The 23,257-nt window shown below is 55.9% G+C and carries 22 protein-coding genes; 14 read left to right on the top strand and 8 right to left on the bottom strand.

Annotated elements, in window-relative coordinates; genetic code table 11:
* Positions 1–3: 3 nt before the first annotated feature.
* The 5 genes from secA (at position 4) to ribA (ending at position 6,393) form a co-directional block, all read left to right on the top strand.
* Entirely contained in the window at positions 4–2,754 is a 2,751-nt protein-coding gene (gene secA, locus ACN0RL_RS14030) for a preprotein translocase subunit SecA (protein ID WP_417517826.1), read from the top strand.
* A 120-nt stretch (positions 2,755–2,874) separates the two neighbouring features.
* The gene (gene argJ, locus ACN0RL_RS14025) at positions 2,875–4,092 is read left to right on the top strand and encodes a bifunctional glutamate N-acetyltransferase/amino-acid acetyltransferase ArgJ (RefSeq protein WP_417517824.1); all 1,218 of its coding nucleotides are present in this window, start codon (positions 2,875–2,877) and stop codon (positions 4,090–4,092) included.
* A gap of 2 nt (positions 4,093–4,094) precedes the next feature.
* Complete coding sequence (locus ACN0RL_RS14020; RefSeq protein ID WP_417517822.1) at positions 4,095–5,090, top strand: Nudix family hydrolase; 996 nt, start codon at positions 4,095–4,097, stop codon at positions 5,088–5,090.
* Between the two features lie 108 nt (positions 5,091–5,198).
* A complete protein-coding gene (moaC, locus tag ACN0RL_RS14015; protein WP_417517820.1) occupies positions 5,199–5,681 on the top strand; it encodes a cyclic pyranopterin monophosphate synthase MoaC in 483 nt (160 codons plus the stop codon).
* 97 nt (positions 5,682–5,778) lie between these two features.
* The gene (gene ribA, locus ACN0RL_RS14010) at positions 5,779–6,393 is read left to right on the top strand and encodes a GTP cyclohydrolase II (protein WP_417517818.1); all 615 of its coding nucleotides are present in this window, start codon (positions 5,779–5,781) and stop codon (positions 6,391–6,393) included.
* An 80-nt stretch (positions 6,394–6,473) separates the two neighbouring features.
* Here ribA and dxs read toward each other — a convergent pair whose 3' ends face one another.
* The 4 genes from dxs to ACN0RL_RS13990 all read right to left on the bottom strand — a co-directional run bounded on the left by dxs (position 6,474) and on the right by ACN0RL_RS13990 (position 10,530).
* Positions 6,474–8,405: a 1-deoxy-D-xylulose-5-phosphate synthase gene (gene dxs / locus ACN0RL_RS14005; protein WP_417517816.1), complete on the bottom strand. Its 1,932-nt coding sequence runs from the start codon at positions 8,403–8,405 to the stop codon at positions 6,474–6,476.
* A gap of 145 nt (positions 8,406–8,550) precedes the next feature.
* The gene (locus ACN0RL_RS14000) at positions 8,551–9,423 is read right to left on the bottom strand and encodes a polyprenyl synthetase family protein (protein WP_417517814.1); all 873 of its coding nucleotides are present in this window, start codon (positions 9,421–9,423) and stop codon (positions 8,551–8,553) included.
* Positions 9,424–9,446: 23 nt separating this feature from the next.
* The gene (locus tag ACN0RL_RS13995; protein WP_417517812.1) at positions 9,447–9,701 is read right to left on the bottom strand and encodes an exodeoxyribonuclease VII small subunit; all 255 of its coding nucleotides are present in this window, start codon (positions 9,699–9,701) and stop codon (positions 9,447–9,449) included.
* Between the two features lie 55 nt (positions 9,702–9,756).
* Positions 9,757–10,530 carry an NRDE family protein gene (locus ACN0RL_RS13990; RefSeq protein ID WP_417517810.1) on the bottom strand — a complete coding sequence of 258 codons (774 nt, stop codon included), beginning with the start codon at positions 10,528–10,530 and terminating at the stop codon, positions 9,757–9,759.
* A 104-nt stretch (positions 10,531–10,634) separates the two neighbouring features.
* Here ACN0RL_RS13990 and ACN0RL_RS13985 point away from each other — a divergent pair, with 104 nt between their 5' ends.
* The 4 genes from ACN0RL_RS13985 (at position 10,635) to ACN0RL_RS13970 (ending at position 13,761) form a co-directional block, all read left to right on the top strand.
* Entirely contained in the window at positions 10,635–11,432 is a 798-nt protein-coding gene (locus tag ACN0RL_RS13985) for a sulfite exporter TauE/SafE family protein (RefSeq protein ID WP_417517808.1), read from the top strand.
* 10 nt (positions 11,433–11,442) lie between these two features.
* Complete coding sequence (gene lgt, locus ACN0RL_RS13980) at positions 11,443–12,231, top strand: prolipoprotein diacylglyceryl transferase (RefSeq protein WP_417517806.1); 789 nt, start codon at positions 11,443–11,445, stop codon at positions 12,229–12,231.
* A complete protein-coding gene (locus tag ACN0RL_RS13975) occupies positions 12,228–13,067 on the top strand; it encodes a thymidylate synthase (RefSeq protein WP_417517804.1) in 840 nt (279 codons plus the stop codon). The genes lgt and ACN0RL_RS13975 overlap by 4 nt, the downstream gene beginning before the upstream one ends.
* A 178-nt stretch (positions 13,068–13,245) precedes the next feature.
* Positions 13,246–13,761 (top strand): dihydrofolate reductase, encoded by a 516-nt coding sequence (locus ACN0RL_RS13970; RefSeq protein ID WP_417517802.1) that lies wholly within the window; start codon positions 13,246–13,248, stop codon positions 13,759–13,761.
* Here the strand turns inward: ACN0RL_RS13970 and ACN0RL_RS13965 are convergent.
* Positions 13,740–15,269: a DEAD/DEAH box helicase gene (locus ACN0RL_RS13965; protein WP_417517800.1), complete on the bottom strand. Its 1,530-nt coding sequence runs from the start codon at positions 15,267–15,269 to the stop codon at positions 13,740–13,742. The two genes, ACN0RL_RS13970 and ACN0RL_RS13965, sit on opposite strands and share 22 nt — an antisense overlap.
* A gap of 197 nt (positions 15,270–15,466) precedes the next feature.
* On the opposite strand from ACN0RL_RS13965, the gene ACN0RL_RS13960 reads away from it, so the two are divergent.
* Positions 15,467–16,255, top strand: coding sequence for an acyl-CoA thioesterase (locus ACN0RL_RS13960; RefSeq protein WP_417517798.1), 789 nt, complete (start codon positions 15,467–15,469; stop codon positions 16,253–16,255).
* A gap of 38 nt (positions 16,256–16,293) precedes the next feature.
* Here the strand turns inward: ACN0RL_RS13960 and ACN0RL_RS13955 are convergent, their stop codons facing one another.
* Positions 16,294–17,193, bottom strand: coding sequence for a haloalkane dehalogenase (locus ACN0RL_RS13955; RefSeq protein ID WP_417517796.1), 900 nt, complete (start codon positions 17,191–17,193; stop codon positions 16,294–16,296).
* A gap of 97 nt (positions 17,194–17,290) precedes the next feature.
* On the bottom strand, positions 17,291–17,644 hold the full coding sequence (locus ACN0RL_RS13950) for a hypothetical protein (RefSeq protein WP_417517794.1): 354 nt from the start codon (positions 17,642–17,644) through the stop codon (positions 17,291–17,293).
* 114 nt (positions 17,645–17,758) lie between these two features.
* Between ACN0RL_RS13950 and ACN0RL_RS13945 the strand changes: the two genes are divergently transcribed.
* On the top strand, positions 17,759–18,838 hold the full coding sequence (locus ACN0RL_RS13945) for an AI-2E family transporter (protein ID WP_417517792.1): 1,080 nt from the start codon (positions 17,759–17,761) through the stop codon (positions 18,836–18,838).
* A 113-nt stretch (positions 18,839–18,951) separates the two neighbouring features.
* On the top strand, positions 18,952–19,356 hold the full coding sequence (locus tag ACN0RL_RS13940) for a peptidoglycan-binding domain-containing protein (protein ID WP_417517790.1): 405 nt from the start codon (positions 18,952–18,954) through the stop codon (positions 19,354–19,356).
* 65 nt (positions 19,357–19,421) lie between these two features.
* On the opposite strand, the gene ilvD is transcribed toward ACN0RL_RS13940, so the two are convergent.
* A complete protein-coding gene (ilvD, locus tag ACN0RL_RS13935; RefSeq protein WP_417517788.1) occupies positions 19,422–21,257 on the bottom strand; it encodes a dihydroxy-acid dehydratase in 1,836 nt (611 codons plus the stop codon).
* A 166-nt stretch (positions 21,258–21,423) separates the two neighbouring features.
* On the opposite strand from ilvD, the gene ACN0RL_RS13930 reads away from it, so the two are divergent.
* Together ACN0RL_RS13930 and ACN0RL_RS13925 are read left to right on the top strand one after the other, a co-directional pair.
* On the top strand, positions 21,424–22,680 hold the full coding sequence (locus ACN0RL_RS13930; RefSeq protein ID WP_417517786.1) for an HDOD domain-containing protein: 1,257 nt from the start codon (positions 21,424–21,426) through the stop codon (positions 22,678–22,680).
* A complete protein-coding gene (locus tag ACN0RL_RS13925) occupies positions 22,677–23,255 on the top strand; it encodes an LON peptidase substrate-binding domain-containing protein (protein WP_417517784.1) in 579 nt (192 codons plus the stop codon). Before ACN0RL_RS13930 ends, ACN0RL_RS13925 begins: the two co-directional genes overlap by 4 nt.
* The last annotated feature ends 2 nt before the right edge of the window (positions 23,256–23,257 follow it).

The raw sequence follows: 23,257 nt of genomic DNA, 5'->3' as shown, positions 1-23,257 counted from the left end.
TCTATGTTCTCAAAGTTTGCAACCAAGATGTTCGGCAGTAAAAATGCCCGAGAAATCAAGAGGATGCGTAAGCTTGCCTTGCGTGTTAATGAGCTTGAAGAGCAGTTTGGCAATCTGGCGGACTCCGAGTTGCAGGGTAAGACGGCCGAATTCCGTCGGCGGCTCGATGAAGGCGAAAGTCTTGATGCACTGCTGCCTGAGGCTTTTGCAACCGTTCGTGAGGCGGGGCGGCGTGTTATGGGCATGCGCCACTACGATGTGCAGTTGGTTGGCGGCATTACCCTGCATGAGGGTCGGATTGCGGAGATGAAGACCGGTGAGGGTAAAACACTGGTCGCGACTGCTGCTGTTTATCTCAACGCCTTGCCGGGTAAAGGGGTGCACGTTGTAACCGTGAACGATTACCTGGCCAGCCGTGATGCTGAGTGGATGGGCAAACTATACCGCTTTCTTGGTATGCAGGTAGGTGTGGTAGTTGCCGGACAGGCTCCGGAGGACAAGCGAGCCGCTTATCAGGCCGATATTACCTACGGCACGAACAATGAATTTGGCTTCGATTATCTACGCGACAACATGGCATTCAGCACCGACGACAAGGTGCAGCGGGGTCTACACTATGCGATTGTGGACGAAGTTGACTCGATTCTTATCGACGAAGCCCGTACTCCCCTTATTATTTCTGGCGCAGCTGAAGACAGCTCGAAAGCGTATCTTGCCATTAATGAATTGATCCCCAGCCTGCAAAAAGGTGAAGTCAGTGAGGAAGGCGAACCCTCCGGCGATTTCACTATCGATGAAAAGTCGCGTCAGGTCGAATTGACCGAGACGGGCCATGAAAGGGTTGAAGAACTGCTTTTGAGTCGCGGACTTCTGCAGGAAGGTGAAAGTCTTTATTCAGCTGCCAATCTGAGCCTGCTGCACCATGTGCATTCAGCGCTGCGTGCCCACCACCTGTTCCAGAAAGATGTGGATTACATCGTTCAGGGTGGTCAGGTTGTCATTGTTGATGAGCACACGGGTCGCACCATGCCAGGTCGTCGCTGGAGCGAGGGCTTGCATCAGGCGATGGAAGCCAAAGAAGGCCTCAAGATTCAGGCTGAGAGTCAGACTCTGGCTTCAACAACCTTCCAGAATTATTTCCGGCTGTACGAGAAGCTCGCCGGTATGACCGGTACGGCTGATACCGAAGCTTTCGAGTTTCGCCAGATCTATGCGCTGGATGTGGTGGTTATCCCGCCGAACAAGGCCATTCAGCGGATTGATTACAACGACCTCGTATACCTGACTCAGGAAGAGAAGTTCCACGCCATCATCGATGAGATCAAGGATGTTACGGGTGAGGGTCGGCCAATTCTTGTGGGCACCGCTTCTATCGAAGCATCGGAGTTACTCTCGATGCTGCTGAAAAAAGCACGTATAGAGCACAAGATCCTTAACGCCAAGCAGCACGAATCAGAAGCTCAGATTATTGCCCAAGCCGGCCGCCCCGGTGCCGTTACCATTGCCACCAACATGGCTGGCCGGGGTACGGACATTGTGCTGGGCGGCAACTGGGAACATGAAGTCGCCGGGCTGGATAACCCGTCAGAGGAAGAGATTGCGCGCCTCAAGGCAGAATGGACAGAGCGTCATAATCAGGTGTTGGAGGCCGGAGGCCTGCACATTGTTGGTACTGAACGCCACGAATCCCGCCGTATAGACAATCAGTTGCGTGGCCGTGCAGGGCGGCAGGGTGACCCGGGTTCTTCCCGCTTCTTCCTGTCTCTGGAAGACAACCTGATGCGCATTTTTGCGCCGGATCGTGTCAAGAGCCTGATGCAGGCAATGGGCATGAAGAAGGGCGAGGCCATTGAACACCGCATGGTCACGAATGCTATTGAAAAATCCCAGCGCAAGGTCGAGGGGCGTAACTTCGACATGCGTAAAACGCTGCTTGAGTACGATGATGTCGCTAACGATCAGCGTACTGTGATCTACGACCAGCGTAACGAGGTCATGTCATCAGAAGATGTCTCTGAGATGGTTAACACCATCCGCGAGGATGTTGTTGATACGTTGATCAGTGAACACATCCCGCCTCAGAGCATGCCTGAGCAATGGGACGTGGCGGGGCTGGAAACTCAGTTGCAGTCGGAAATGGCTGTCGACCTGCCAATCCAGACCTGGCTGGAAGAAGACAAGAAGCTTTTCGAAGAAAGCCTGCGCCAGAAAATTCTTGATGAAATCGTGGCAGCTTATCGAGCCAAGGAAGAAGTGGCCGGTGCTGATTCCATGCGTAAATTCGAGAAGCAGGTGTTCCTGCAGGTTCTCGATACGTTATGGAAAGAACATCTCTCGAATATGGATCACCTGCGCCGTGGTATTCACCTGCGCGGCTATGCCCAGAAGAACCCCAAGCAGGAGTACAAGCGGGAAGCATTTAACATGTTTGAAACCCTGCTTGAGAGCATGAAGCGTGATGTGACCCGCGTGCTCTGTCACGTCAGGGTTCAAAGCCGTGAAGAAATGGAAGAGGTCGAGCGTCGCCGTAAGGAGGCTCTTGAGCTGGAGCTCGCCAAGGCACGCTTGCGCCACGATGAGACCAGCGCGACAGCACAGAGTGAGGCTGAGCGTGGCGACAGCAGCGGCGGTGGAGATTCCCGGCAGACGACGCCTGAAACCTTCGTGCGGCAGGAGCGCAAGGTGGGTCGTAACGAACCTTGCCCTTGCGGATCCGGCAAAAAGTACAAGCAGTGTTGTGGCAAGGTGAACTGACCACGTCGCAGAGTATGAACTAAAGTACGGAGCCCGCAATCGACCAGTTGACTGGCAGACTGCGGGTTTTTCGTTTTCAGATATATCCAATTCAGAAGAAGTTTCAGAAGGAGTGGCAGGATGGCGGTGGGACCAGGAACCTTACCCGAGTTTTTCCCGGTAGCAGGTGTCAGGCTGGGTATCGCCAGCGCAGGTATCAAAAAGCCCGGGCGCAAGGATGTGGTGGTGTTTGAGCTGGCGCCGGGTAGCCGGGTAGCAGGATTGTTTACCACCAACCAGTTCTGCGCCGCTCCGGTAACCCTGAGCCGCAGACATTTAGCGGAAAAGGCGCCGCGCTATCTGCTGATTAACACGGGAAACGCCAATGCCGGTACCGGCGAGCGCGGTATGCAAGACGCGCTGGCCTGCTGCGAGGCGCTGGCGCAGCACGCAGGTGTGAGCGCCTCCGAGGTGTTGCCATTCTCAACAGGTGTGATTGGTGAGCCTTTGCCGGTTCAGAAAATCCTGAGTGCACTGCCAGATGCACTGGCCAATACCGAGGATAATCGCTGGGCAGAAGCAGCTAATGGCATAATGACGACTGACACACGCCCGAAGGGCGAATCCACACAGGTCGGCCTGGGAGGTCATACTGTCACGATCTCCGGCATTAGTAAGGGTGCGGGCATGATTCGCCCCAATATGGCTACTATGCTGGGTTTCATCGCCACAGACGCCCATATTGCGCCGGACGCGCTGCAGGTTCTGTCATCGGAGCTCGGAGAGCAGTCGTTTAACCGCATCACGATTGATGGGGACACCTCTACCAACGATGCCTGCATGCTGATAGCCAGCGGCCAGTATGGCGGGCCGGAAATTACCCTCGACAGCGAGCATTTTCCGACGCTGCGGGCTGCGTTGAAGAAGGTTTATCTGAATCTTGCTCACGCTATCGTGCGCGACGGTGAAGGCGCAACCAAGTTCGTCACCATTCGCGTCAGCGGCGCAGCTGCCCGGCAAGAGGCGCTGGATGTGGCCTACACGGTAGCTCATTCCCCCCTGGTGAAAACGGCGCTGTTTGCATCTGATCCTAACTGGGGCCGGATTCTGGCTGCGGTCGGTCGAGCCGGCGTTGCGGATCTGGACGTCAATACGCTCGAAATCTATCTGGGAGACGTTTGCCTTGTCAGGAATGGCGGCCGCGCCGAAGATTATTCCGAGGAGCGGGGTCAGGTAGTCATGGATCAGGAAGAGATTACCATTGCTATTGACCTGAAACGGGGTGATATCAGCGAGACGGTCTGGACCTGCGACTTCTCTCACGACTACGTCACAATCAACGCGGACTACCGCAGTTAACCATGACTGATACAGGAACCCATGTCCGGGAGATACATGTAGCAGTCGGAGTTATTGTCCGGGAAGGCCATGTGCTCATCGCCCGCAGGCCGGATCATGTGCATCAGGGTGGCTTGCTGGAGTTTCCCGGAGGCAAGGTGGAGCCGGAAGAAACGGTGCAGGAAGCGCTGGTGCGTGAGATTGCGGAGGAAACCGGGTTGCAAATATCGCCGGATACCCTTCAGCCCCTCATTGGTATCCGCCATGATTATGGCGACAAACGGGTGTTTCTGGATGTCTGGAGAACGGATCAGGCGAGGGGCGAAGCTCATGGCCGTGAAGGGCAGACCATAGACTGGGTGCGCCCTGAAAAACTGCGCGACGAAGACTTTCCAGCGGCTAACCGGCCTATTATCCGGGCTTTGAGACTGCCTTCTCTGCTTGCTATAACCGGAGATATTCAAGCTGGTGATGCAGGCGTCCGGCAGCTGAGCAGCGCGATTGCGGAGTTGCCGGTCATGTTGCCAGACAGCGATTGTGCAAGGTTGCTACTGTTGCGCGCTCCGGGCATGGCTGCAGAGGACTATTGCGCCCTCGCTGAGTCTGCATCAGACCTTTGTGAGGCAGCAGGTGTGGGGCTTCTGGTTCATGGATCGCTTTCGGTGTTTGATGAGAATCCGGACGCAGCGGGGCTTCACCTGCCCTGGCATGAGGCGGAAACGCTTGATGCGAGGCCAGTGCCGGACGGCGTCTGGCTCGGAGTTTCCTGTCATAATGCTCACGAAATAGAGCATGCCGTTGCCATCGGTGCAGATTACGTGACGCTGGGCCCGGTGAAACATACCGCAACACATCCGGACGCACCAGCCATGGGCTGGCTGCAGTTCCGTGAGCAGGTTTCTCGTGCAACGATTCCGGTTTTTGCTCTGGGCGGTCTTGAACCGGCTGATCTCGATCGGGTAAAGCACTCCGGAGGACAGGGGGTTGCCGGCATCCGTTACTGGTGGTCAGCAAGCTGAGTATGATCAGCCGCGCTGATGGGTATATCTGATATGCTCGCCGCTGAGTTTCGCTTATCTCGCTATTGATCTGGCGATTTTTTCTGAATAGACACCCGGGGAGACGCTGTGAGTAAATTGACACATCTTGATGACAAAGGTGAAGCCCGCATGGTGGACGTTACGGACAAAACCGTAACGCAGCGCGAAGCCCGCGCCGAAGCAACGATCCATATGACGGGTGAAACCCTGAGAATGATTACAGACGGTGAGCATCCAAAAGGTGATGTACTGGCCGTGGCACGCATTGCCGGAATCATGGCTGCCAAGCGAACGCATGACCTGATTCCCTTGTGCCATGCTCTGAACCTCACTTCTGTTAAGGTTGAGCTTACCCCCGGGTCGGATGGCGCATCAGTGCATATACTGACGCGCTGCAAGCTTTCGGGCCAGACAGGTGTCGAAATGGAAGCGCTGACAGCGGCCAGTGTTGCAGCACTGACTTTGTACGACATGTGCAAAGCCGTTGATAAGGGTATGGAGATCAGTGCGGTGCGCTTGCTGGAAAAAAAAGGCGGACGCAGTGGGCACTGGGTTGCTGACAACCAGTAACGCATGATCTGCATGGCGTCAGGGCTCGTAAATACCGCCTGATAGCTCACCCATGTTAGAATCCTGACCCCGATTTATTGAACCACGAGGAAACACTGTGGCTGTTCGTTACATCCAGACCTGCCGACTTCCGACCCCTTTCGGGGTATTCGATATGCACGGTTTTGAAGAGCTGGACACCGGAAAGGAGCACGTTGCGCTGACTCTGGGGGCGCTTGACAGTGACGAACCCATGTTGGCACGCACGCACTCCGAGTGCCTTACCGGCGATGCCCTTTACAGCATGCGCTGTGACTGCGGCTACCAGCTTGAAGAAGCGTTACGAAGCATTGCCCGTGAGGGGCGGGGTATTCTGATGTATTTGCGCCAGGAAGGTCGTGGTATCGGGTTGCTCAACAAAATCCGCGCCTACCATCTTCAGGATCAGGGGGCTGATACCGTCGAGGCCAATGAACGCCTCGGATTTGCAGCAGATCTTCGTGATTACAGCATGTGTAAAGATATGCTGGAGCATCTCGGTATTAAAAGCCTGCGCCTGATGACCAACAACCCCCGCAAGGTCAAGGCGCTGACATCCTACGGCATCGAGATTGTGGAGCGTGTGCCACTGCATGTTGGTCGTAACCCCCATAACGAGCATTATCTGGATACAAAGCAGAGCAAGCTCGGGCATTGGCTGGAAACTCATCAGGACGATGATCCCCAGTTATAAACACAGCTCTGAGAGTGGATCTGCAGACACAAAAAAGCCCGCCTGAGCGGGCTTTTTACATGGTGGTTTTGATGACAAATCTATTTGACTACCTTGAGTCTCTGGTGCTGTAACCGCTCCATGCGGGCGCTTATCGCAGAGAATATGCCTTGGGCATCCAGCCCGCAGTCTTCAAGCAGTTCTTCGTGTTTGCCATGATCAATAAAGGTGTCCGGAAGCCCAAGTTGTAGTACGGGCATGGAAACCTCCTGGCTGTTCAGGAATTCAGTGACAGAGCTCCCCGCGCCACCGGCTATGGCGTTCTCTTCCAGTGTTACCAGTAGCTCGTGTTGCTCTGCGAGCTCGAGAACCAGAGCTTCGTCCAGCGGCTTCACGAAACGCATGTCGGCGACCGTCGCTCCCAGTTTTTCTGCGGCCTCCAGAGCCGGGGTGAGCAGCGTGCCAAAGTTGAGAATGGCGATGTTGCTGCCTTCACGAACCTTCCGCCCTTTGCCGATCTCCATCGGGGTAAGTTCTTTCTGGATCACCGCCCCTGGCCCGGTTCCTCTGGGATACCGCACAGCTGCAGGGCCCTCAAACAACATACCGGTGTGAAGCAGTTGGCGGGTTTCATTTTCATCGGACGGCGTCATCAAAATCATGTTCGGAATACAGCGCAGATAGCTGATATCAAAGGCGCCTGCGTGAGTAGGGCCATCTTCGCCAACCAGACCTGCCCGGTCGATTGCGAACAGCACATCAAGATTCTGGATAGCCACATCATGTATCAGCTGATCGTATGCCCGCTGCAAAAACGTCGAGTAAATCGCAACCACGGGCTTCGCGCCGTCACAGGCAAGGCCTGCGGCAAGCGTTACGGCGTGTTGCTCGGCAATCGCAACATCGAAATAGCGATCCGGAAAGCGCTCGGAGAATGCCAGCAGGTCTGAGCCCTCGCACATGGCGGGAGTTATGCCGTTTACTCGCTCATCCTGTTCGGCCGCATCACACAGCCACTGACCGAACACATTGGCGTATTTCTGCCTGGCCGGCATGGATTTGACCGGCTCAGGTTTGCGGGGTGGCACTGGCTCAATCTTGTTGATGGCATGGTAGCCGATGGGGTCTGCTTCGGCCGGAGCGAAGCCTTTGCCTTTGGTGGTTACCACATGGAGGAACTGCGGCCCTTCCAGCTCACGGATGTTTTCCAGGGTCTCTACCAGCAAGGGCAGGTTGTGCCCGTCGATCGGACCGATGTAATTGAATCCGAGCTCTTCAAACAAGGTGCCCGGTACGATCATGCCCTTGAAGTGTTCTTCGGTTTTCTTGGCCAGTGCCATCAGATTGGGAGCGCCCTGAAGGACTTTCTTGCTGCTGTCGCGAACCTGGTTGTAGGTTCGGCTTGAAAGCAGCTTGGCGAAATAATTGGACAGGCCGCCGACATTGTGTGAAATCGACATGTCGTTATCGTTCAGGATTACCAGCATATCGGCATGCAGGTGCCCTGCATGGTTCAGTGCCTCAAAGGCCATACCTGCTGTCATGGCGCCATCACCGATAACGGCAATACTCTTGCGGCCGGTATTCTGCTGCCTGGCGGCAACGGCCATGCCCAGAGCTGCGCTGATTGAGGTGCTGGAATGACCCACACCGAAGGTGTCGTAATCGCTTTCGGCACGCTTGGGAAAACCGGCCAGGCCGTTCTTGCGACGAATGCTACCCATCTGCTCACGGCGGCCAGTGAGAATTTTATGCGGGTAGGCCTGATGGCCAACATCCCATACCAGGCGGTCTTCGGGTGTATTGAAGACATAGTGCAGCGCCACTGTGAGCTCCAGTACGCCAAGCCCGGCGCCGAAATGGCCACCGGTCTGCCCGACCGTCCACAACAGAAACGCCCGAAGTTCTCTGGCAAACTGAGCAAGCTGGTCAGCCGGCAACTCCCGCAATTGGGCCGGCACGTCAACCCTGTCCAGCAAGGGCGTGTTTGGCCGCTGTGACGGGATTTCCTTGAAAATATAAGTGTCCTGCATCTACTCGGGTCTTTTCCGGAATGTTCGGTAACTGGCTACCATTATAGGGGAACAGGGGTACCTGTTTCACACATGTCGGGCCATATGTTACGAAATTGTACTTGCTCAGTGTGCGCTTTTGCGGCGCCTGATTTCAATGAAAGGCTCAATGAGTTCTTGCCACTACATAATCTGCCATGGCTCTCAGCGGGTCGGCTTCCGGGCCGAAATCCTGCAGGCTCTCAAGAGCCTTGCTGAGCAGCGAGGCGAGATGCTCCCGCGCTCCGGTAAGCCCCAGCAGGGCAGGGTAAGTTGGCTTGGCGCGGGCAATATCGGAGCCCTGGGGCTTGCCGATGATTTCTGTGTCCCCCTCAATGTCGAGGAGATCATCCTGAACCTGAAATGCCAGCCCGAGCGCTTTGGCGTAGCGCGTCAGATTATTCAGTGAGTGTTCGCGGATGCCTGGTACAGTCAATGCCCCGATTCGCACGCTGGCTTCAATCAGCGCCCCGGTTTTATGCCGGTGCATGGTTTCGAGCTGTGCCAGTGTCAGGTTTTTGCCCACAGATTCCAGATCAATCGCCTGGCCGCCTACCATGCCGCTATGCCCGCTTGCGCGAGCCAGTTCCTGGATCATGGCGAGCCGTGCTGATATCTCAATGCCAGGAGCGTCTGCCAGCCACTCAAATGCCAGCGCCTGAAGGGCGTCGCCAGCCAGGATTGCCGTAGCTTCATCAAAGGCAATGTGTGCGGTCGGCCGGCCACGGCGCAGCTCATCGTTGTCCATCGCCGGGAGATCGTCGTGTACAAGCGAATAGGCATGGACCAGTTCTACCGCACAGGCTGGAACCAGCGCTGCATCAAGGCCCTGGCCGAGGGCACTCGCGGCCGCAATGGTCAATGCCGGGCGGATGCGTTTACCCCCGCCAAGCACACTGTAACGCATCGCTGCCTGCAACTGCTCAGAGACAGAGCCCGCTGTGATGCGGCGATCGAGTTCTGCGTCCACGCGGCCTCGGCAGGTTTCCAGAAAATCCATGATCGACGAGCTCCCGTTGTGCATCAGTCTGCATCATCCGGCGAAAACGGGCGGGTTTCCAGAGTGCCATCGCCGTTTTGCACCAGTTGCTCAACCCGTTGTTCCGCGCTTTTGAGCGCCTGCTGGCAGGCGCGGGTCAGCTTTACGCCCCGCTCAAAGGCTGAAAGCGATTGCTCGAGGGACAGCTCTCCCTGTTCCAGATTACGTACCAGCGTTTCCAGCTCATCAAGAGACTTCTCAAAGTCGGCAATAGATGTGGCGTCTTGTTGGCCGGCCATCGGCGGTCCTCCGATCGGGTGAACAAATTTCGCGGATTATATCAGAGGCTGAGCGCTATCGCTGCCAGTGGAACTCCCGGTATTCTTCCGGACGACCTGCAGGTCCCCAGCTCTGCTCGGTAACGCAGACTTCACCGGTATGGGAGATGCTGACCACGGTGGTGGCCCGGGTGCCGTATTCAGCACCGGTTATAAAGGGCGATGAAAGAAAGCGTTCGGTATCAAGATTTATGCCGGTATCAGGCAGCATGTTATCCGGCGCTGGCGTTGTGTCCTGCAATAGCCGGGCAAGATCTTTGTGCAGGTCCCCGGCATGGATCCCTGCCGACTTCACAGTTCGGCCTACGGCTTCTCTGAGGCGTAGTAGCTTCGGCCAGGGTGTTTGCAGCAGGTGATTGCTCAGACCATAGATTCCGCGGTGAATGGTACGACCAGGGTGCGCATCACGATTGCTGAAATACCAGCCGCTTGTATCACCGAGACTTACAAGGTTGAATCCGGCGTACCGGGCAGCCGTTTTCTCCAGACTTTCCTGCAATTGTGATTCGGATTCAGCGAGAGCCCGCAGAGGCAATTCGCCACGGCTTGCCTGGCCGGCCTCTGGCGTGCCTTCGCGAACGTTGGTTACTGCGGCCACTCGGCCTTCCGGAGAAACTGCCAACCATGTTCCACCAGACTGGAGGTCCTTGCCGGAGAGCACCCGGTCGCCGGATTCGGTTACCCACCAGTCGAGCGGCGCTGTAGGTCTGCGGAAAAATTCATCCCGGTTGGCGGCAACCACCAGGGGGAAACGGGCGCTTTGGCCAAGGGAAAAGGCGATCAGGCACATGCGACTTTATTCTCCGGGGCTGATGGGGCGTATTCCTGAGTGGTGAAGTTGCCACTGCCGGTGTGTATCATACCAGCCTTGTTTTCCCGGATGTGTGAGCAACTATGTCCCTGTTGTCCGTATTTGCCATTTATATGGTGCTTGGAGCCTTTGCTGGCACTCTTGCTGGCCTGTTTGGCATTGGTGGCGGCCTCATTATTGTACCGGTACTGATTTTCAGTTTCGGGGCGCAGGGCTTCGGCCCTGAGATTGCGGCCCATATGGCCGTGGGTACCTCACTGGCAACCATCGTATTTACGTCCATCAGCTCTATCCGCTCGCACCAGAAACACAGTGCAATCCGTTGGGACATCTTTCGCCCGATGACCTTCGGTATAGTGCTTGGCGCCCTAGTGGGAGCCTGGACAGCCTCACTACTGAGCGGCCCAGCTCTGGAACTGATCATCGGCGTGTTTGTCATTCTTGTGGGCTGCAAAATGCTGCTCGACGTAAATCCCGCTCCGGGCAGAGACGTGCCGGGGAGTCCGGGCCTTGGCGCCGCCGGTGCGGGAATCGGCTGGGCCTCCGCTATTTTCGGAATAGGCGGCGGCACACTGACCGTTCCCTACCTGAGCTGGTGCAATGTTCGGATGCAGCACGCTGTGGGCACCTCAGCCGCGTGCGGGTTGCCGATTGCAATTGCCGGTGCTCTCGGGAATGCCTGGACAGGGTGGAGTGAGCCTGCGATCCCGGAATACAGCCTGGGTTTTATCTATTTGCCGGCCCTGATCGGTATTATTCTTACCAGCGTTCTGTTCGCGCGTGTCGGGGCAAATCTGGCACATCGACTGAATGCCAAAGTGCTGAAGCGGGTGTTTGCCATCATGCTTTTGCTGGTTGGCCTACGTTTTCTTCTGAGCTGAGAGGTTATTGATGCTTCAGCATCCACAGATAGACCCGGTAGCTATCGCTATCGGGCCATTAAAGATTCACTGGTACGGACTGACTTACCTGGTGGGTTTTGTCGCCGGTTGGTGGTTAGGCCGCCTGCGCGCCCGCAAACCCGGCTCCCCGATTACAGAAGAACAAATGGGTGACCTCCTGTTCTATCTGGCGCTCGGCGTTATTCTGGGCGGGCGTTTCGGCTACGTCATCTTCTACAATTTTGATGTTTTTCTGGCGGACCCGCTGTGGCTCTTGCGGGTATGGGAAGGCGGGATGTCCTTCCATGGCGGGCTGCTGGGTGTCATGTTTGCGATGTGGTGGTATGGACGCAAGATCGGAACTGGATTCTGGCGCCTTGCGGATTTCGTCGCACCTCTGGTGCCGGTAGGTCTGGGGGCCGGGCGGATTGGTAACTTTATCAACGGAGAACTCTGGGGCAAGCCTACGGACCTGCCCTGGGGCATGGTGTTCCGCCAGGCACCGGATGCGCTGGCGCGACACCCATCCCAGCTTTACCAGTTTGCCCTGGAGGGTGTGTTGTTCTTTATCATTCTCTGGTGGTTCTCTGCCAAACCACGCCCGAGAATGGCCGTGTCCGGGCTGTTCCTGGTTTGCTACGGGATCTTCCGCTTTCTGGTGGAATTCGTTCGCCAGCCGGACGCACAACTGGGTTATCTGGCTTTCGACTGGCTCACCATGGGGCAGGTACTTTCCTTCCCGATGATTCTCGCAGGGGTGATTTTAATGTCTATTGCATACCGGAGAAACGCAGAATGAAAGCCTATCTAGATCTGATGCGGGACGTAGTCGATAACGGATTCGACAAAGGCGATCGCACCGGCGTTGGCACTCGCTCTGTCTTCGGACGCCAGATTCGCTTTGACCTCCAGAAGGGGTTCCCCCTGGTCACCACCAAAAAAGTACACCTGCGCAGCATTATCTATGAGCTGCTCTGGTTCCTGAAAGGCTCTACAGATAACAACTGGCTGAAAGAGCGCAAAGTCTCCATCTGGAACGAATGGGCGCTGGAAAACGGCGACCTCGGGCCGATTTACGGCAAGCAATGGCGAAGCTGGGAGTGCCCGGACGGGCGCGTAGTCGACCAAATCAGCGAAGTGATCGAGCAGATCCGCAACAAGCCAGACTCCCGCCGCCTGATCGTCTCCGCCTGGAACCCTGCGGAACTCCCTGATGAATCCGTTGGCCCCCAGGAGAACGCCCGGGAAGGTCGCATGGCGCTGGCTCCTTGCCATTGCCTGTTCCAGTTCTACGTGCTTGACGGCAAGCTCTCATGCCAGTTGTACCAGCGCAGCGCTGACTTGTTTCTGGGTGTGCCGTTCAACATTGCATCCTATGCGTTACTAACTCACATGATCGCCCAGCAGTGTGACTTGGAAGTTGGTGAGTTTGTGCATACATTTGGTGATTGTCATCTGTATCAAAACCACCTGACAGACGAAATTGTATTTGAGCAGTTGAAGCGTGAGCCAAAAGCGCTCCCTGAACTGGTTATCAAGCGTAAACCAGACTCAATATTTGACTACGAATTGGAAGATTTCGAGTTCGAGGGCTACGACCCTTACCCTGGTATCAAAGCACCAATCGCCATCTAGAATGGGCGGGCAAACACCTTGATTTGACCGTAAGGGTGCGGAAACGGCTCTCCAAAAATGTGCGGAGCCATGGATGGCGGAGCCAAGCGTACACGGACGTATTCACAGCGGTTTTTGGAGAGTCGTTTTCGCATCCTTGCAGCCCCTCAGCCCGAAGCCCCGAATCAGAGGAAAAAACATGCGCAAGGCACTCATAGTAGCCATGTCCCGAAACCGGGTAATCGGCAAAAATAACAACCTGCCCTGGTACTTGCCGGGCGACCTGAAGTACTTCAAACAAGCCACCATGGGCAAGCCCATCATCATGGGCCGTAAAACCTGGGACTCCATTGGCAGACCCCTGCCGGGGCGGATGAACGTTGTCATCTCTCGTAATGCAGACCGGGAGGCTCCCGCAGGAACCGTGAGCGCAAAATCACTGAATGAAGCCCTGATAAAAGCGGAAGCACAGTCTGAGCTGGATGGTGGTGACGAAGTGATGATTATCGGGGGAGGGCAAATCTATACGGAAGCGCTACCTATGGTAGACCGTATTTATATCACGCAGGTGCACGCCGAAGTGGATGGCGACGCGTATTTTCCGGAAGTTAACTGGGATGAGTGGGAAGAAATCGGACGGGAGGATTTCTCCGCGTCCGATAACAATCCATACGACTACAGCTTCGTCGTCTATCAGCGCTTGGCGTCTGACTGACGAGGAGGGCGTTTACCGGCCGGTTTGCCACCTTTTCCAGGTGGTTTGCCGCGAGCACCAGCACCGCCAGGGCCGCCACGTCCTTTATAGCCGCCTTTCGGTGGCCCCTTGCGGAACTCGCCCGGGCGGCCGCCGCCTTTACGGTCACGGCGCGGAGGTGGAGCTGAGGACACTACTGGCAGGGCTTCCGGCTGCTCCAGAGGCAGTGAGCCGGGTTGCATGGCTTCCATCCAGCAAGCGAGAGCACCAGCAACCATGGCAATGTCCATTTCGTTGCGTTCGGCGATCTCATCCAGTAATGCCATGGACTTCGCAAGTTTTTTATCTTCCGCAAAGCCCATAAGCTGGGTTTCAAACTGCTCTTCGCGCATTTTCTTCAGTTCAACCGGCGAAGGCAGCTCGTAGGCTCCCATTGGCGAGTTGGTGGCGCGCTCAAGCGTGCGCAGCCAGCTCCGCTCACGGGGTGTTACCAGAAGAATGGCTTTCCCTTCGCGCCCTGCGCGGCCAGTACGTCCAATCCGGTGGATGTAGGCTTCAGTATCGTAGGGCACATCATAGTTGATGACGTGGGTAATCCTCGGCACGTCCAGGCCGCGGGCAGCAACGTCGGTCGCAACGATAATGTCTTTCTTGCCACGCTTGAGGTCCTCAACGGTCTGTTCGCGCTGGCGCTGGTTCAGATCCCCGTTCAGAGGTGCCACCGCGTGTCCGCGGGCGCTGAGCTTCTCGGCAAGCAACGTGGTCTCTGCCTTGGTGCGCACAAAGATAATCGCGCCTTCGATAGGCTCTACTTCCAGGATGCGGGTGAGGGCATCCAGTTTGCGTTCTGCATAAACTGGCAGAACAAACTGGGCAATGCGTTCAACCGTGCGGGTTTCGCTCTCGATTTTCACTTCGACAGCATCTCGCAGATAGGTTTGAGCTACCTTCTTGATCTGCGGCGGCATAGTGGCCGAGAACAACGCGCGCTGACAGTTTTCCGGCGTTTTGGCGAGTATGGCCTCTACGTCGTCAATAAAGCCCATACGCAGCATTTCGTCAGCTTCGTCCAGTACCAGGGCTTTCAGGTTGTCAAGTCTGAGCGTGCCTTTGCGAAGGTGGTCAAGCATTCGGCCGGGAGTGCCAACAATAACCTGAGCGCCGCGCCTGAGGCCTTTGATTTGAGGGTAAAAATCCTGACCGCCGTAGATTGGCAACACGTGAAAGTTGCGGAATTTTGCGGCATAGGAAGTAAAGGCTTCAGCTACCTGAATGGCCAGTTCCCGCGTAGGTGCCAGAACCAGAATCTGGGGCTCGGTTACAGATGCATCAATCCGGCTTAACAGCGGCAGTGCAAAGGCGGCAGTTTTACCCGTGCCGGTCTGGGCAACGCCCAGTAGGTGTTTGCCAGCGAGCAGTGCAGGTATGCACTGAGCCTGGATGGGCGTCGGGGTTTCATAGCCAATAGCGGATACAGCTTCAAGTACGGCTGGATCAAGCCCCAGTTCAGCAAAAGACAATTCAGACATTGATTTACTCGGAATTCGGGAGGTAGAGCATTGCTGGGCAATGCATTATGTGGCGATATTATAACCGCTTTTTGTCCGCTTTAATACGTAAAATCGTTTGCGGTCCGTAGGTAGTTGCCGGGGCGGCGGCATTGCGTTGCACTCGTATTTTGGGCAATCTCCTGTTTCTGCTGATAGGTTGCTAACAGGATAGCATTATGACCTTTGATGAATTGATTGCAGCTGGCCGCGCCAGCAAAGAGCTGGTAATGCCTGCGACCTGGTCTCAGGGGCGCGCAACGTTTGGCGGCCTGGTGACCGGCCTGCTGTTCGATCGTATGGAACACGCGGTTGCGGATAACCGGCCGGTACGATCCATGCACGTATCGTTTGTAGGTCCGGTGGAGGCAGATGTTCCCGCGGTTTTTGACGCACAGATTCTGCGCGAGGGCGGGTCGGTTAGTCAGGTAGAAGGGCGAATTATCCAGAACGGAGAACCGCGGGTAATCTGCATCGGCGCTTTCGCGGGCGACCGGGACTCGGCTGTGCGCATAGATGGAGTGCCGGCTCCCGACGCAAAACCAGTGGATCAGTGCCAGGGACTGCCATTCATTGAAGGTGTCACCCCGGGATTTATCGGCCACATAGATATGCGCTGGGCATACGGCAGTATGCCGTTCACGGGTGGAAGCGGGCGTGAAATGGGTGGCTGGATGCGGTTCAGGGAAGTGCCCGACGTTTTGACAGATGCCCACATTGTCGCGCTCATCGATGCCTGGCCGGCGCCGGTTCTCCAGCACTTCAAATCCCGGGTTCCAGCCAGTTCACTGTCCTGGGCGTTCGATATTATCCATCCAAGGCCGGCCCTAGAGCCTGACGACTGGCTGCTTTACAAAGCGACGATTGAGCAGGCAGGAGACGGCTATTGTCATTTCAGTGCCGGAGTCTGGACGCCGCGCGGCGATTTGTTGGCCATCAGTCGCCAGACGGCGACGGTCTTTGGTTAAAGGCTTCAGATTCAGAGGTTTTGTGAAGGAATGGCGGCTCAGGCCGCCATTTCAGCTTTTAACGCATCAATAATAATGCGCGCAAAGTCCTCTGGGGAATCTTCCTGCAGGAAGTGCCCGCCGCGCAGGGTGATGTGCGGCTGTCCGAGGGCGCCCGGAACGCGGCGCTGCATGTAGCGATCGCCTCCACGGGTGATCGGGTCGCCGCTGCTGAAGCAGGTAATGAAGGGCTTTCGCCAGGTTTCGAGGACTCGCCACGCAGCTTTGTTGGCGTTACTTGCCGGGTCGTCCGGCGACATGGGCACAAGTTTAGGGAAGGCTCGTGCCCCCGCTTTGTACTCTGTTGACGGGAAGGGCGCCTCATAGGCTGCCAGTTCATGCTTGCTCAGTGTCCGCTCGGTACCAAACTGCACAATGCGGCTGACCGGAAACCAGGGGCTGTGGGTAGCGAAAGCCTTCCACATGCTGAACGCTGCCGGTGCCCGGGTCTCGCCGGTTGGCAGCATGCCGTTGCCGACAATGATCCGTTGAAAACGATGTGGAAGTTCCGCAGCAAGTCGTAAACCCAGAAGTGACCCCCAGTTTTGGCAAACCAGAGTTATGTTCTTGAGGTCCAGTGCTTCAAGCCAGTTTGTCAGCCATATCATATGGCGATCGTAACTGTAGTCTTCTATGGATGCCGGTTTGTCAGACTTGCCAAAGCCTATGAGATCCGGTGCCAGTACCCGATGCCCTGCACCAGCTACCACAGGAATCATATGGCGGTACAGGTATGACCAGGAAGGCTCTCCATGGAGCATCAGAACGGGCGATGCTCCGGCTGGGCCTTCGTCGACATAGTGCATCCTGAGGCCTGGCTCGACATCCAGGTAATGAGGGAGAAAAGGGTAGTCCGGAAGACCTGAAAAACGGCCTTCGTCGGTTCTCAGAATACGCATGCCATCGACTGTCCTGACTGATTGGTTGCAGACTCAGGATAAATCAGTTGGCGGTTTCATGTGTTTGAGTTGCGTAACAGAGCGTTGCGGCTTTGAATCAGGCACTGCCCGGGTCGACTTTTGGTCGCCGGTTTGAGCGCTTGTCTTCCCAGTCAAGATTTTTCGGGTCGTACCAGCCAATAGCCCTGAGAACCTTTTCGCGGGTAGATGCAGAAAGGGTCGGCCATAGCTCCTGAAAGTCGTCCAGGCCCTGATCGCGAAAGCGCTGTTGTTTGCTTTGGAGCCGGTTAAGAATTCGCGGCAGTTGCAATGCCTCGCCGAGCTGCCCCGGTACCAGAACTTCCTGGCCCATTACCTTTCGGCGATGAGTTCTGGCAGCAAGCACCCGCCGTAATTCCGCCGCAGCGTCCAGGGCTGTTTCCGTAGTAAAGGTTTCCTGTTCCAATACCATGACCTGTTTAATAGCTGATCAACAACCTTGCACTATAACCTGAAGCATGCGCCAGTGGCCATTTGGTCGTGATAGGCTAGCGCGTGTCTGAACTTCACTGGGATAAACGGAATTATGTACGCAAAACTTGAGACACGAACCTTTCTTGCCATGCTGGTCGGCGTATCTCTGGCTTTCGTGTTTCTTATGAAGCCTTTTTTCGGGCCGATCTTCTGGGCGGTTGCTATTGCACTGATTTTTCATCCATTCCAGATGCTTTTGGTGCGCCGGCTTGGAGAACGGCCAAACGTGAACGCGTTGATCACGTTGACGGTTTGTATGTTGATCGTGGTCATTCCTGTATTGGTACTGATCACATCCCTGGCGGCCGAGGGGGTGGGAATCTATCAACAGATCCAGGAAGGCGAGATAAAACCTGGCGAGTATATTGATCAGGTAAACAAGTCTTTCCCGGCTATCCAGTCACTTCTGGCGCAGTTTGATATCAGCTTCAGTGAAATCCGCGACCGGGTCGTCAGCCTTTTTGTGGGCGGTAGTCAGTTTCTTGCCAAACAGGCCCTGGGCGTAGGCCAGAATACATTCCAGTTTTTCCTCGGGCTGGCTCTTATGGTGTACCTGTCGTTCTTCCTGCTGCGTGATGGCAGTTCACTGGTTGATTTGTTGATCCGCGCGCTCCCCTTGGGGGATGAGCGTGAGCGCCTGTTGTTTGCCAAGTTTGCTGAAGTAACCCGTGCAACGGTCAAAGGTAACCTCCTTATAGCCATTATTCAGGGCGCACTGGGCGGCATTATTTTCTGGATTCTGGGTATTGGCGGGGCCTTGCTGTGGGGCGTAGTAATGGCCATCTTTTCATTACTACCGGCCGTGGGCGCTGCACTGGTCTGGGTACCTGCTGCAATTTATCTGGCCGCCGTGGGCGATATTGTTCAGGCCGTGGTGCTCACGATATTCGGAGTCGTAGTGATAGGGCTTGCGGATAACGTTTTGCGTCCGATTCTGGTTGGGCGTGATACAAAACTCCCCGATTATATAGTGCTGCTTTCCACTCTGGGCGGCCTTGCGATGTTCGGTATTAACGGTTTTGTGATGGGCCCGCTGGTCGCTGCATTGTTTATGGCCTTCTGGGGGATCTTTATCCGTGAGTTCAGCGAAGAGTCCCAGAGAACTGCGGCTCATGACCGTGATGTAGATTAAAGCGACAGGATACAAAAGTATGTTAGTCTTTTCCGGTTCGCCCCAGCCTGTGGAGATGGGCACCACATAACAAGAAAGAAACGGATATCGCTGAGATATCAGGAGTAAAGCAGGTGAGTATCATAAAAAACGCGACCATCCGTATGGGCCGCCTTGGGCTCGCAGCCGTCACAGCAGCAGCCATGATGGGTTTCACACCCGCAGCCTTCGCCGACGAGACGGTTTCGCTCAAAAATGCCTTGTACGGTGCCGGATACGATATCACGAACGTGAATTCCCGGATGGACGACGCCACCCGGTCTGAATTGTCCCGCTTTCAGAAGGATAATGGACTTCAGGCAAACGGGATTCTGGACGAGGCAACCAAGAAGGCGCTGGGAATGATCAGTGTTCAGGTTGCGGCAGCTGCGAACACTTCCAGCCCGGCCAAATCCAGGCCAGCGGCGGTCAGCAAGCCTGAGCCTGTTGAAGAAGATGCCATTGAGGAAGAAGAGGACGGTGGCTGGTCCCTGTTCTGAGCCAGGTAATAGTAAAAAGCCCGCACAGGTCGTCTGCGCGGGCTTTTTTGTGCAAGAGCCAGAACTTAGCCGAGCTTTTCCAGATCTCTTACTGCGCCTTTGTCAGCGCTGGTTGCAAGCAGAGCGTAGGCTTTCAGAGCCGCTGACACTGCGCGCTCTCTGGGCAGCTCCGGCTTCCAGCCTTTGGCATCTCGCGCTTCACGGCGACGGTCCAGTTCCTGCTGATCCAGCAGGACATTGATGGAGCGCTGAGGAATGTCGATAAGGATAGGATCGCCGGTTTCGATAAGCCCTATCGCGCCGCCGGCCGCAGCCTCCGGCGACGCGTGGCCGATGGAAAGCCCCGAGGTGCCGCCAGAGAAGCGCCCGTCAGTCAGAAGTGCGCATTCTTTACCCAACCCTTTGGATTTAAGGTAGCTGGTGGGGTAGAGCATTTCCTGCATGCCGGGGCCGCCTTTGGGTCCCTCGTAGCGGATAATAACCACTTCGCCGGGTTTGACTTCGTCAGCCAGAATGCCGGCAACTGCAGAGTCCTGGCTTTCAAAAACCCGGGCTTTGCCTTCGAACACATAGATGCTTTCATCCACGCCGGCAGTTTTGACCACGCAGCCGTCAACGGCAATGTTGCCGTAAAGAACGGCGAGACCACCTTCAGAGCTATAGGCGTGCTCAACCGAACGAATACAGCCTGTCTCGCGGTCGCCATCGAGGCTGGGCCAGCGGGTACTCTGGCTGAAGGCGGTCTGTGTCGGGATGCCGGCTGGGCCAGCTTTGTAGAACTCGACAACCTCAGGAGGCGGGGAGCGCATGATGTCCCAGGTTTCCAGCGCCTCTTTCATGGTTTTGCTGTGAACGGTGGGCAGGTTTGTATTGATCAGGCCTCCACGTTCCAATTCACCCAGAATTCCCATGATGCCGCCGGCACGATGCACGTCTTCCATATGGTATTTGGGCGAGTTTGGTGCCACTTTGCAAAGCTGCGGAACCCTGCGGGAAAGCTGGTCAATCTCGCTCAGAGTGAACGGAACACCGCCTTCCTGCGCAGCTGCCAGAAGGTGAAGTATGGTGTTGGTGGATCCGCCCATGGCGATATCCATAATCATGGCGTTTTCGAAGGCTGCCATAGAGGCAATGCTCCGCGGCAGAACGCTGGCGTCGTCCTGCTCGTAATAGCGCTTGGTATTCTCCACAATCTGACGTCCGGCTTTGAGGAACAGCTGCTCCCGATCGGCATGGGTCGCGAGCACGGAACCATTGCCGGGCAGTGCCAGGCCTATGGCTTCAGCCAGGCAGTTCATGGAATTTGCGGTAAACATGCCGGAGCAGGAGCCACATGTGGGGCAGGCGCTGCGCTCGTATTCCGCGACCATTTCATCATCGGCAGTCGGATCTGCGGCTATGACCATGGCATCCACCAGGTCCAGTTTGTGCTCTGACAATTTGGTCTTGCCGGCTTCCATGGGGCCGCCTGATACGAAAATCGCGGGGATGTTCAGGCGCATGGCAGCCATTAACATGCCTGGTGTGATTTTGTCGCAGTTGGAAATGCATACCAGCGCGTCAGCGCAGTGGGCATTCGCCATGTATTCAACGGAGTCCGCGATAATTTCGCGCGAAGGCAGTGAGTAAAGCATGCCGTCATGGCCCATGGCGATGCCATCGTCCACTGCGATGGTATTGAACTCCTTGGCTACACCACCTGCAGCCTCAATTTCACGGCAAACAAGTTGCCCCAGATCTTTGAGGTGAACGTGACCGGGTACAAACTGGGTAAAGGAATTGACAACGGCGATTATCGGCTTGCCGAAATCATTGTCTTTCATGCCGGTGGCGCGCCAGAGGGCGCGGGCGCCGGCCATATTACGGCCTGCGGTAGAAGTCCGCGAACGATACTGAGGCATGGTGCTCTGTTCTCTCTTGATGGATGCTTGGTGATGGCTTCAATGAAGAGATAAAGGATACCAGATTAGACTCCCTGCGCATGGTTGTTTTGCTGCGCGGTGGTTACAATAGCTTACAGATATCATGAATCAACTCCACGCCTTGAGCCTACGAAGGAGATTGCCTATGGCTAGCCAGGACAGCTTGCCGCTACGTCGTCTGAAAGAGTTTCAGCCGTTGAACCGGTTGACCGATGACCAGTTGGTATTGTTGGCCAGCCGAGCCGAGCGCAGATCTCATGGCCCGGGCCAGCGAGTATTGGAGCGCGGTGTGCGGGATGGCCTGGATTATTTTTTGGTCACAGGGAAAGTTGAGCTCGAGTCGGTTGATGGCCGCAAAACGGTTGTTGAAGCCGAAACCGAAAAGGCGCTGAATCCCATTGCCAGGCTGCAGCCAAGAATGTATGAGGTGACCGCGGTAAAGCCCTGTGAGTTTCTGGTAGTGGAGCAGGATGTTCTCAACCAGCTGCTGCGGGCTGCTCCGGTTGCTCAGGTTGAGATGGACTCAGGGGAGAGCGGTGATAGCGGGGAGAGTGAAGAACATCATCTACTGATGGAATTCTACGCCGAGCTCCGCTCGAACCAGCTGAAGCTGCCCAGCGTCCCCGATGTCGCCTGGAAAGTACGGCGCACAGTGGATAAAGAAGATTCAACCGCAGACCAGGTTGCCATCGCTGTGTCAGCTGATCCCGCCATAGCGGCGAAACTGGTTAGGGCCTGTAACAGCCCTCTTTATAGAGGGTTCAGCGATGTACGCAATGTCCGCGAGGCGGTTATACGCCTGGGCATGAGAACAACGCGGCAGCTTGTTACGGTATTCTCCATGCGGGAGGTCTTCAAAAGCCGCCAGCCATCACTGCAGAACGAGATGGAAAAGCTGTGGCGACATTCCCGCGAAGTCGCAGCGCTGTGTTGGGTACTGGCAGATCATGCTACCCGGCTTAACCCGGAAGAGGCGCTGCTGGCAGGTCTGCTTCACGATATAGGTGTGGTTCCGATTCTGGTGCAGGCAGAGCACCATGTGAACCTGTTTGCCGACGACGCTAATTTACAGAATGCCGTTAGCGAACTCAGGGCGGATGTAGGTACAGCGATTCTCGAAAGCTGGTCTTTCCCGCCCGCGTTTGTCGATGCCGTCCGGCACGCAGAAGACTGGGATTACGAGAGCCGGGAGGAAGAGCCGCAACTGGTAGACGTCGTGATCGTGGCGCAGCTTCACGCCATGATAGGTTCGAGTCAGAACGAAGGTTTACCACCGTTCGACCAGGTGCCCGCATATCGCAGGTTGGGCGACCTCGAACTGAACGCATCCCGCAGCCTTGAGCTTCTGACTGAGGCGCGCGCGCGGGTCGACGAAGTTCAACAATTGCTGTCCATTCGATGAAAGTTCCAATTTTCCCTCTCAGCTCAGTGGTGCTGCCTGGTGGCAGGATTCCGCTGCAGCTGTTCGAACCTCGCTATATCGACATGCTGACCCGCTGCCTGAAGGATGATCAGGGATTTGTTATAACCCTGCTGCGTGATGGCGCAGAAACCGGGCGCGTGGCGTCTTTTTATGAAACCGGTACCTATGTACGCATTATCGATTTTCAGCAACTGGAGAACGGGTTGTTGGGGATCACGGTAGAAGGCGAAGCCAAGGTCTCTATCACGCAAAGCTGGCGCCAGGATGACGGGTTAAATCTTGGTGAATCGGAGTTTCTGCCGGTCGAGCCTGCGGAAAAGATCCCCACCGTTTTTCATGAGCTGCCATCCGTTTTGCGTGCGCTTTTCCGGCATCCGGTCATCCAGGAGCTGGGTATGAATGTGGATTACGAGGATGCCCGGGATGTTAGCTGGCGGCTGACTGAGCTGTTACCCCTGGACAAGCAGGAAAAACAGCATCTTCTGGAGATGCAGGATCCTCTGGCGCGTTTGAGTCGGCTGCAGGAATTGCTGGAAGCGCTCGAAGAGGGCTGAGG

The organism is Marinobacter sp., from assembly GCF_048259445.1.
In the GTDB taxonomy this organism is placed as follows: Bacteria; Pseudomonadota; Gammaproteobacteria; order Pseudomonadales; family Oleiphilaceae; genus Marinobacter.
The sequence above is the reverse complement of the archived record's forward strand: the minus strand, read 5'-3'. Positions and strand labels throughout refer to the sequence as shown.